This is a genomic window from Rhodococcus sp. CX, assembly GCF_015865005.1.
Lineage (GTDB): Bacteria > Actinomycetota > Actinomycetes > Mycobacteriales > Mycobacteriaceae > Rhodococcus.
This window is the reverse complement of record NZ_JADZGH010000224.1, coordinates 32,873-42,441: the sequence shown is the minus strand read 5'-3', so window position 1 is coordinate 42,441 and position 9,569 is coordinate 32,873. Positions and strand designations below refer to the sequence as shown.

Genomic DNA, 9,569 nt, shown 5'->3' with positions numbered 1-9,569 from the left:
ACCGCCACTCGCTCGGCCGACGCTGCCGCGTTTGGTCTGCCAGTACCGGCGATGTTCGGGCAGGGTCCAGCCCGCGACGCCACCGCCGAACTCGGTCGCGGCATACGACGTGAGTACCGGTATGCCGAACTTGTCGTGGAAGGCGTCCGCGTCGTCGGCGGACAGCGGTGCGGTGCCGGACGTGACGACCTCGATCGACGCGAGGTCCTCGCGGCCGAGGTCGGAATGCAGCACCGTGCGCAGCGCGGCCGGCACCAACGACACCGCGCGCGGCCGGTGCGTGCGTACCGCGGCGATCCACCGATCGAGTTCGAAGCGGGGGAGCAGCACGAACGGCCGCGCACCGGTGCTGTCGCGGAGTTCCGGTCCGACAGTCGCGGGTATGAGGTGTGGTTCGGCATCGAGACCGCTCAGTTCGACGGTCACGGTGCCGGGTAAGGGTGCGACGAGGGCACGCAGGTCGTCGGGACCACCGATGATCAGCGGAAGCCGGAGTGCGGCGATGTCGGCCCGGGTGCGGTCGTCGCCGCGTGCGGGGTTGATCACCACGACGGTGCCGCCCACCGCCAGGACGCCGAGAAGCGCGGCGACGAACTCGGGGCGGTTGCGCAGCAGTATCCCCACCTCACCGTCGGCGCCGGGGGTCGACGCGATCCGGCGCACTGCGTCGCGCATCCGCCCTCGCGACACCCATGCGTCGTCGAATTCGACCATCGGCGAATCCGGTGCGAGCGCAAGGACCGCGGCGATGCGCGCGGACAATGCGTGCGTGGTCACCGGCACTGCCACACGGGTGCCCGCTTCTCGACGAACGCGCGCGGGCCCTCGAGGGCGTCTTCGGTGCGGGTCACGCGTTCGCGGAACGACTCGGCCAGCATCTCCGCCTCGTGCAGCGGGACGTTCAGGCCTTTGACGATCGCCAGCCGTGTTCCCCGAACTGCCAGGGGCGCATTGGAATTGACGATGCCGGCGATCTCGTGGGCGCGGTCCAGGAGCCGGTCGTGCTCGACGACCTCGGTGACCATCCCCAATTCGTATGCGCGCGCGGCGCTCATCCGCTCGTGTTTGCCCATGAGCGCCATGCGCAGGGCGACCGACCGGGGCAGCACCCGGGACACCCGGACCATCTCGCGGCCGGCGACCAGGCCGATGCTCACGTGCGGGTCGAAGAAGGTGGCCTCCTCCGAGGCGATCACGATGTCGCAGGTGGTGACCCAGTCGAGTCCTGCGCCGCAGCACAGACCGTTGATCGCGGCGACGATCGGTTTCGTCATGGTCCGGAACGGTGGTGTGCCCTCCTGGGGCGCCTCCCACTGTTCGTAGGTCGACAGATACGGGCGCTCGTTGATCACCTTGCCGTCACCGGGGATCTCCTTGACGTCGGCCCCGGTGCAGAACGCGCGGCCGGTGCCGGTGACGACGAGCGTCCAGACCTTGTCGTCGTTCTCCGCCTCGGCGTACGCGGCGCGCAGTTCGGTGATCATGTGGGGGCTGAGCGCATTGAGGGCTTCGGGCCGGTTCAGCGTGAGAGTGGCCGTGTGCCCGTCGACTTCGTACTCGATCGTGTCGAACGGCATGTGTTTCCTTCTGCGGAGATGACAGCCATACTGGTGTATCTACAGTATCCCATACCGTTATGCCCGATCCAGCGGAAGAGAGACAACGATGACGAGCTCCAGTGCCGCGGACGGACGTGTCCTCTTCGACGTGGATCCGGATCGCCGCATCGCGACCGTCACCCTCAACGACCCCGCGCGCCGCAATTCTTACGACGCCCCTATGCGCGACGCGCTCGCCCGATACCTCGACGACGTCGCGCAGGACGATGACATCACGGTCGTGCTGCTGCGGGGCGCCGACGGTGTGTTCAGTACCGGGGCCGATATGAACAACGCATATGGGTGGTATGGCACGAAGGGTGAGTGGGACCGTTCGCAGAAGAGCCGGCCCAGCCAGCGGCGCCGTCTCACCGTCGACCGCAAGACATTCGGCTTCTACCACGAGTTCCTGGGCTATCCGAAGGTCACGGTGGGGGAGATCAGCGGTTACGCGCTCGGTGGTGGGTTCGAGATGGCACTGATGACCGACATCTCCGTGATCGCGCGGGACACCCGCATCGGGATGCCCGCGACCCGGTTCCTCGGCCCGGCACTGGGCAGCCTGCACATGTTCTTCCACCGGCTCGGACCGGTGCTCGCGCGCCGGCTGCTGCTGACCGGCGACATCGTCGACGCCGCGTCCGTCGAACACCTCGGCGTGTTCACCGAGACATGCGAGCCCGGTGCGGTCACCGCTCGCGCCCGGTACTGGGCGGAGAAGGCCGCGAAGATGCCCGCCGACGGCGTCGTCATCGCGAAGGAGGCGTTCCGGCTCGTCGAGCAGAGTCAGGCCTACCAGGGCGAGGAGGTCGCGAGCTATCTGTTCCACGCCTTCGGCACGAACCTGCAGTTCGGGCCTGGTGAGTTCAACTTCGTCAAGACGAGGGCCGAACACGGGACCAAGGAGGCATTCCGCCTGCGCGACGAGCACTTCCACGTCCCCGATCCCGGCGGCTCCGCCGCCGGTGTGCATTAGTGGCGGTTGGGGTCGCCACAAAACCACACCGAGGGGATGCGGTACAGTGACGGTGCTTCACGAGTTGCCGTCGCCAAGCCCCGACTGGACGGCACACCAACCCCACGCTCGCGGGTGGTTCGGGTGACGAAGCGGTCCGAGACCGACCGGCTCGGACAGGAGCGCCCCGTCCCGGGGCTTACCCGGAGGAACACGATGATCCTTGTCGCTCGTTCGATCGTCCGCACCGCCGTCACGTGCCGCTCGTACCACGACGGCCATCACGTCCATCACATCCGTGCTCGGCACGCCCTCGCGGACCGCGATCTCGCGGTGCACGTGCTCGTCGAGATCGTCGACGGAAAAACCGTGCAATTGTCCTGGGACGGAAACAGAGTCGAGTTCCAGCACCACGACGTCGACGCGATCGCCCAGGCTCTCGACCTCGGCGGTGACATCGGCGAATGGATCCCGCGATGGCGCGTGCTCGTTCTGCCCGGCCGGGAACCGGAGGACCGCACCGTGTTCACGCTGAGCGATTCGGAGCACTGGTCCGACTGCACCTCGCCGAAACCGGAGACGGGCCCTATCGGGCAGGTGCTGAATGCACTCGTGTGAGCGGGACCGGCGGAACTCGGTGTAGGAAAGGTGTTTCCGCCCGCCGACGGGATCGGGTCGCCGTCACGGGTTCACCGGAAGCAGTAGCTCCGGGGAGTTGTTGCGCGGATTGTTCACCGCGGTGCTCACCTCGTACGGGTGCAGATGCGGCTCCGGGATCGAGTTGAGCAGGGCTTCGACGTCGTCGCGATCGGTGAGGGTCGGGTCGAGCCACGGGTCGATGAACGACTCCGGCAGCAACACGGGGGAGCGGTCGTGGATGTGCCCGGCCGCGTCGGTCGCCGGTCGGGTGAGCACAGTGCACGTCCACAGCCACCTGTTCGGATCGTCCTCGGGTAGTTCCGGATTCGGCCACAATTCGTACAGGCCGGCCATCGCGAGCGGTTTGTCGGCGTGGAGGAAGAACGGGATCTTCTTGCCGTTCTCGTCCTTCAGCCACTCGAAGTAGCCGTCGGCCGGCAGAATGCAGCGCCGACGTGCCGCGGCCGCTTTGAACGCGGGTTTGCTCGTGACGGTCTCGGAGCGCGCGTTGATCATGCGGGAACCGATCTTCGGGTCCTTCGCCCAGAACGGAACCAGCCCCCACCTGATCGTGCTGTTGAGCTGCCGCACCGGCTCGGCGTCGGGTTCGTCGCGCGGGGCGCGTTCGAGCACGACGTTCACCCGCTGGGTGGGGGCGATGTTGTACGACGGGGGCAGTTCGTCACCGACCGTGGCTGCGGTTTCGTACGCCGCGATCAGGTCGTCGCGGGTGCTCGTGCTCGCATAGCGTCCACACATCGGTGCGCTCCTTCCCGTGGTTCGGCTCTCGTCCCATCCTGCCGGAACGGCGGACGATCGGTGGTGATGTCGTCCGGGGCACGCCGACGTCGTGCAAGACTCGGAAGGTGACCGGATCGGCAACGCGCAGCGTCTCCATCGTCCTGTTCGACGGCTTCGAACTGCTGGACGTCTTCGGGCCCGTGGCATTGCTGAGCAGGTTCCCCGATTCGGTCGAGGTGCAGATGCTCGGGCCGCACGAAGGACCGGTCCGCAGCAGCCAGGGAACCGAGGTCGTCGCGACCGCAAGCTACGGCGACGCCCCGGAACCGGACATCGTGCTGGTGTCGGGAGGGATGGGCACCCGTTCCCTTGTCCGAGACGAACGTTTCCTCGCCTGGCTTCGAGAGTGGGCCTCGACGGCGACGATCGTGACATCGGTGTGCACCGGTTCCGCCCTGCTCGCCGCCGCCGGGCTGCTGGACGGGTATCGGGCGACGTCGAACAAGCTGGCCTTCGAGTGGGCATCCGGTCACGGCACCGACGTCGAATGGGCGCCGAGCGCACGATGGGTGCACGACCGCGACCGGTGGACCTCGTCCGGGGTGGCCGCCGGCATGGACATGACGGGTGCTCTGCTCACCCACTTGTTCGGCCGCGAGGAGGCCGAGCGGGCCGCGCGCGAGATCGAGCTGGAGCTGCACACCGACCCCGACCGTGATCTGTTCGCCGTGGCGCACGGACTCGAATAGCCGAACTCAGCGTTCGACGACGTCGAGCGCCCGGGTGAGGTCGGCGATCAGATCGTCGGAGTCCTCGAGCCCGATCGACAGGCGAATCATCGATCCCGTGATCCCGCGCCGTTCGCGTTCTTCGGGGGAGAGGTCGTAGTGGGTGGTGGTGACCGGTTGCGTCACCAGGCTTTCCACCCCACCGAGGCTCGGCGCCAACGCGAACAACTCGAGCCGGTCGACGACCTGCACGGTCGTCTCTGCGTCCGCCGCGACCTCGATGGTGACGACCCCGCCGAACCCGGACATCTGCTTCGCCGCCAGCAGGTGACCGGGAAAGCTCGGCAGACCTGGATACAGAACTCGCGACACTCGCGGATCGGCCTCCATGGCCTCGGCGACCGCCTGCGCGTTGGCATTGTGCTGACGCACCCGAACGACGAGGGTGCGCAGGCTGCGCGACAGCATCGACGCCGTTTCCGGCGCGATCGTCGAACCGAAACTCTTCCGCCAGGCCTTCAGTGGTTCGACGAGTTCGGTTGCGCCGAGCACAAATCCGGCGGTGACATCGGAATGTCCGCCGAGGTACTTCGTCGCCGAATACGAGACGAGGTCGGTGCCCAGCTCCAGCGGGCGCTGATTGACCGGCGAGGCGAAGGTGTTGTCGACCGCGACCTTCGCGCCGTAGCGGTGGGCCAGGTCCGAGATCGCGGCGATGTCGTAGATGCCCAGCGCCGGGTTGGTCGGAGTCTCGAAGAACACCAGTTTCGCTCCGTCGCTCAGCACGTCCTCGAGCCGGTCGAGTTCGTCGCCCAGCAGGAACGTGGTGGTGATACCGAGCTGCGCGAGCTGATTGCCGAGCAGTTCCATGGTGCCGCCGTAGGCGTCGCCGACACACACGATCCCGTCGCGCCCGTAGTGCGCGAACAGCGCGGTCTCGGCCGCCATCCCCGAGCAGAACGCCAACGCGCTGGCGGCACCTTCGATCGAGGCCATCGTCTCCTCGAGGGCGAAGATCGTCGGGTTCAGGCCGTAGCGGGTGTAGAGCGGGCCGCGGACGCGTCCGTCGGCGACGTCGAGCAGCGCCGCGGTGTTCTCGAACGCGAAGGTCGTGGTGTTGTAGACCGGCATGTGCGGCGCACCGTGGGCGTCGGTGACGGTGGTGCCGTGAATGGCCCTGGTAGACCGACCCGCTGATGCATCCTTCACGCCTTCGCTCCGTTCCATGGGACTCCTCGGACGTCACCGAGTATCGCGGATGCGCGGTTCGGCACCTCGAGCCACCGTCTCGGGACGTCTGCCGACAAGAAGAGGACCTCTGCCGACAAGGATCAGGTCGTGCCGAACATGAGCGCGGCGTAGCGTCTCCGATGTCTGTGTCATCGAGACGACGGGACTGGGCGATGACCACGAGCGATCCTGCACCGAACCCGCTCGGAGCCGGCGGCGAGCCGGACGACCGGCCGGAACCGCTGCCGCTGCGCACCGCGCTGCCGCGTCTCGGGCGCTGCGCCGGACGCACCGCGTCGCTTCTGGCCCACCGGCGCCTGCACCTCCCGACCGGCAACAAGGGCCGGACGATGACCTTCGCCGACGGAACGTCCGCGGTGGTCTACCGCGAAACCGTGGCGGATCGCGACGAGCCGGCCGAACCGGTGATCCTGGTGGTCGCATTCCGGCTGCGCGGTGTGCGCGGCCGTGGACACGCGCTGTTCCGCGCCGAGAGCATGCTCAACACACCGCTGTTCGCAGGCTTTCCCGGATTCGTGTCGAAGTTGTGGCTCACCGCGGACGAGGCCGGTCGGTACCGGGGCTTCTACCAGTGGGACGGCGCCGACAGCGCGCGGGACTACGTCCGCGCCCTGTGGTGGCCGCTCGCGCTGGTCAGCGAACACGCCTCGATCCGCAACCGCGTGTTGCCGGGTCTGTGGCGCGACCACGTTCTCGCCGCCGCCGGGCGGGACCGCACGAGCGACACCGACGCCGGCGAGTGGTGGCGGCTGAGCAGCATTTCGTGAGGTCGCTGCAAGGGGAGGGTGATTCATGAAGGTGCTGGTCGGATACGCGACCGCGAAAGGATCCACACGGGGGATCGCGGAGCGCATCGCCGCGGAATTCGAGCGAGCCGGTCATACCGCAGACGCGAAGGAGTTGTCGGGCGTCGACTCGGTCGACGGGTACGACGTCCTCGTCGTCGGCAGCGCGATCCACAACGGACAGTGGCTTCCCGAGGCGGCGGCCGCGCTCGACCGGCTCGGCCCGGACCTGGCCGGTCGTGCGGTGTGGGCGTTTTCGGTGTCGTCGGTGGGCGCGACGAGCAGCCTCCTGTCGTCCCGGGTCGCGCGATACCTGCGGCGGGTGACGCCGGAGCCGAAGGCCGTGCAGGCGCTGCGGTCGACGGCGGACGTGCGCGGGCACCGGTTCTTCGCCGGAACCATCGCGCCCGGCGACTGGCCGGGCCTCGGCCGGATCCTGTTCCGGCTGATGGGCGGACACTACGGCGACGCCCGGGACTGGGCCGACGTCGACGGCTGGGTCGCCACCGTCCATGCCGGGAGTGGCGATGACGTCCGGTAGCGCACCGACGGAAACCCCGGGAACCGGCCCTCTCGAAGGTCGCGGGCTGACCGTGCGGCGATGGATCGTGTTGTGCGCGTGCGCGGAAACGATCGGGATGACGGCGTCGTCGCTCGCCGCGAAGATCGCACAGCGCGTACTCGGCGACGATCCGCACGGCGCGGTGTTCGCGGCGGTGCTGCCCGGCGCGTCGTCGACCCGTGCGTCCGAGCGAATGTATCGCTCGTCTCCTTGGATCGACTGAATGTACCGCTCGCTCGGAAAAAGGAGGTCGCGTCAGCGCTCCGTGACGGGGGTGCGGCGATAGTTCGGGTCGCGCTTTTCGATGAACGCCGCGAACGCTTCCAGCACATCCGGTGCAGCCAGGTTCACCGCCTGCGCCGCGGCCTCCCCGTCGAGCGCTTCGTCCAGCGTGCGGTCGATCCCGTGGTCGATGAGGGACTTGGTCTGCGCCAGCGCGATCGGTGGGCCGGCCGCGAGCCGGGTCGCGAGGGCGTCGACGAATCCGTCGATTTCGGTTTCGGGCTGCAGCCACGTGACCAGACCGAGCGCGTGTGCTTCGTCGGCGCCGATCATGTCGGCGAGCATCGTCAGCCGCTTGGCCTGCTGCAGCCCGACGAGCCGCGGCAGCAGCCACGAACCGCCGGTGTCGATCGACAGGGCGCGCCGGGCGAAGATCTGGCAGAAGCGCGCCTCCGGGGTCGCGACCACGAAATCGCAGCCCAGCGCCAGATTCCATCCGGCGCCCACGGCGACGCCGCGCACCTTCGCGATCGTCGGGACCGGCAGGCCGTGCAGCAGTCGCACGGTGTCGTTGACGCGGCGGGTCTCCTCGCTCGGGTCGGGAAACTCGTCCATGCCCGCGGTGGCGGACAGGTCGGCCCCGCTGCTGAACGTGCCGCCCGCGCCGGTCAGCACGACCGCGCGCACGTCGTGGCCCGGTTCGACGTCACGCAACCGTTCGCCCAGCAACGTCCACATATGCGAGGTGATCGCGTTGCGGCGGTCCGGGCGGTTGAGGGTCAGCGTGAGCACCCCGTCGGTGAGGTCGGTGAGCAGGACGGACTCGTCGGTCACGCGCGTTTCCTTTCGAATCTCAGACGACATCGAACGTGATCGGCAGTCGGTTGGGGGAGCGGAACGGTTGCCCGGTGATGTGCGGATCGCCGTCGTCCTGCAGCCGGAAGTTCGTCAGCCGCGTGAGCAGGCATTCGACGGCGACCCGCGTCTCCATCCGCGCCAGGTGCAGGCCCAGGCAGGTGTGGGCACCGGCGGTGAAGCTGATGTGCGGCAGCGTCTTTCGTAAGATGTCGAACTCTTCCGGCCGCTCCCATCGGTCCTCGTCCCGGTTCGCCGAACCGAGAACGAGATCGACGACCGCCCCGGCCGGGATGGGGACACCGCCGAGTTCGGTGTCCTCGGTGGTGTACCGCTGCACGAATGTCAGCGGTGTCTCGTAGCGCAGACCCTCCTCGATGGCCTGCGGAATCAGACCGTGGTCGGCCTGCACGGCGGCGAACTGGTCCGGGTGCCGCAGCAGCAGGTACAGCAGGTTGCCCGACGACCGGTAGGTGGTCTCGAGGCCGGCTGGGAGCAGCAGGCGCAGGAACGAGTAGATCGCCTCGTCGGTCAGGTTCTCGCCCTCGACCTCGGCGGTCACGAGATCGCTGATGATGTCGTCGGTCGGCTGCGACCGTCGCTGTTCGATGTGGCCGAGGAAGTAGTTCTTCAGGTCCTCGGACGCCGCCAGGGCGCGCGGCACGTTGCCGGCGTAGCTGATGATCGACACCGCGGCCTTGCGGAAGAACGGAAGGTCTTCGGCGGGCAGCCCGAGTAGCCGCGCGATCACGCGGGTCGGGAATTCGAACGTGAAGTCCGCGACGAGATCGGCGTGGCTGTCGCCGGCGAACTCGTCGATCAGCGCGTTGCAGATCGGCCGCACGATGTCCGGTTCCCACACCCGCAGCGACTGCGGCTTGAACGCCGCCGACACCAGGTTGCGGTGGGCGCGGTGCTTCGTGCCGCTCATCGCGAGGATGGTCGGCCCCATGAACACGCCGATGGTCGCGTCGTACAGCTTGGAGCTGAACACGCGGTCGTTGCGCAGGGCGGCGCTGACCGTCGAATAGGTGAGCGCCGCATACGAATCCGCCGGACGCAGTGATTCCGGGGTGCGTGAGTAGTCCATGACCGTGCCGTGGAAGACGCCTCCCTCGCGGCGGCGCGCAGCGAAGAACGGATACGGGTCGCGGAAGTCGAGTGTGGCGGTGGCCGATTCGTCTCGGACGGAGCTGTCCACTGATCACCTCTGGAGGTTGCTTCCCATCACCC

Annotated in this window: 12 protein-coding genes and 1 riboswitch; of the genes, 6 read left to right on the top strand and 6 right to left on the bottom strand. The window is 68.1% G+C overall.

Translation table 11 applies throughout. The features are described 5' to 3' along the window. A partial coding sequence (locus I0Q12_RS33850) for an AMP-binding protein (RefSeq protein ID WP_374068781.1) occupies positions 1 to 777 on the bottom strand: 777 nt, incomplete at its 3' end. Then, complete coding sequence (locus tag I0Q12_RS24950; protein WP_197255732.1) at positions 774 to 1,577, bottom strand: enoyl-CoA hydratase/isomerase family protein; 804 nt, start codon at positions 1,575 to 1,577, stop codon at positions 774 to 776. The genes I0Q12_RS24950 and I0Q12_RS33850, both read right to left, overlap by 4 nt. Positions 1,578 to 1,665: 88 nt before the next feature. Between I0Q12_RS24950 and I0Q12_RS24945 the strand changes: the two genes are divergently transcribed. Then, positions 1,666 to 2,574, top strand: a complete 909-nt coding sequence (locus tag I0Q12_RS24945; RefSeq protein WP_197255730.1) for an enoyl-CoA hydratase/isomerase family protein — start codon at positions 1,666 to 1,668, stop codon at positions 2,572 to 2,574. A gap of 55 nt (positions 2,575 to 2,629) precedes the next feature. Continuing rightward, a riboswitch (SAM riboswitch) is annotated at positions 2,630 to 2,742 on the top strand. Positions 2,743 to 2,769: 27 nt separating this feature from the next. After that, the gene (locus I0Q12_RS24940) at positions 2,770 to 3,171 is read left to right on the top strand and encodes a hypothetical protein (RefSeq protein ID WP_197255728.1); all 402 of its coding nucleotides are present in this window, start codon (positions 2,770 to 2,772) and stop codon (positions 3,169 to 3,171) included. Between the two features lie 63 nt (positions 3,172 to 3,234). On the opposite strand, the gene I0Q12_RS24935 is transcribed toward I0Q12_RS24940, so the two are convergent. Further along, a complete protein-coding gene (locus tag I0Q12_RS24935; RefSeq protein WP_197255726.1) occupies positions 3,235 to 3,951 on the bottom strand; it encodes an SOS response-associated peptidase in 717 nt (238 codons plus the stop codon). Positions 3,952 to 4,058: 107 nt separating this feature from the next. Between I0Q12_RS24935 and I0Q12_RS24930 the strand changes: the two genes are divergently transcribed. Beyond that, complete coding sequence (locus I0Q12_RS24930) at positions 4,059 to 4,682, top strand: DJ-1/PfpI family protein (protein ID WP_197255724.1); 624 nt, start codon at positions 4,059 to 4,061, stop codon at positions 4,680 to 4,682. A 6-nt stretch (positions 4,683 to 4,688) separates the two neighbouring features. Here I0Q12_RS24930 and I0Q12_RS24925 read toward each other — a convergent pair whose 3' ends face one another. Continuing rightward, positions 4,689 to 5,870: a PLP-dependent aspartate aminotransferase family protein gene (locus tag I0Q12_RS24925; protein WP_248674400.1), complete on the bottom strand. Its 1,182-nt coding sequence runs from the start codon at positions 5,868 to 5,870 to the stop codon at positions 4,689 to 4,691. 194 nt (positions 5,871 to 6,064) lie between these two features. Here I0Q12_RS24925 and I0Q12_RS33845 point away from each other — a divergent pair, with 194 nt between their 5' ends. From I0Q12_RS33845 to I0Q12_RS24910, 3 genes are read left to right on the top strand one after another with little or no spacing between them, the layout of a single operon-like run. After that, positions 6,065 to 6,679 (top strand): YdhR family protein, encoded by a 615-nt coding sequence (locus I0Q12_RS33845; protein WP_231611376.1) that lies wholly within the window; start codon positions 6,065 to 6,067, stop codon positions 6,677 to 6,679. Between the two features lie 25 nt (positions 6,680 to 6,704). Then, the gene (locus I0Q12_RS24915) at positions 6,705 to 7,238 is read left to right on the top strand and encodes a flavodoxin domain-containing protein (protein ID WP_197255720.1); all 534 of its coding nucleotides are present in this window, start codon (positions 6,705 to 6,707) and stop codon (positions 7,236 to 7,238) included. Then, positions 7,225 to 7,482 carry a hypothetical protein gene (locus I0Q12_RS24910; RefSeq protein ID WP_197255718.1) on the top strand — a complete coding sequence of 86 codons (258 nt, stop codon included), beginning with the start codon at positions 7,225 to 7,227 and terminating at the stop codon, positions 7,480 to 7,482. Before I0Q12_RS24915 ends, I0Q12_RS24910 begins: the two co-directional genes overlap by 14 nt. Before the next feature lie 32 nt (positions 7,483 to 7,514). On the opposite strand, the gene I0Q12_RS24905 is transcribed toward I0Q12_RS24910, so the two are convergent. Further along, a complete protein-coding gene (locus I0Q12_RS24905) occupies positions 7,515 to 8,315 on the bottom strand; it encodes an enoyl-CoA hydratase (protein WP_248674398.1) in 801 nt (266 codons plus the stop codon). A 19-nt stretch (positions 8,316 to 8,334) separates the two neighbouring features. Then, positions 8,335 to 9,537 carry a cytochrome P450 gene (locus I0Q12_RS24900; RefSeq protein ID WP_248674397.1) on the bottom strand — a complete coding sequence of 401 codons (1,203 nt, stop codon included), beginning with the start codon at positions 9,535 to 9,537 and terminating at the stop codon, positions 8,335 to 8,337. Positions 9,538 to 9,569 lie beyond the last annotated feature (32 nt).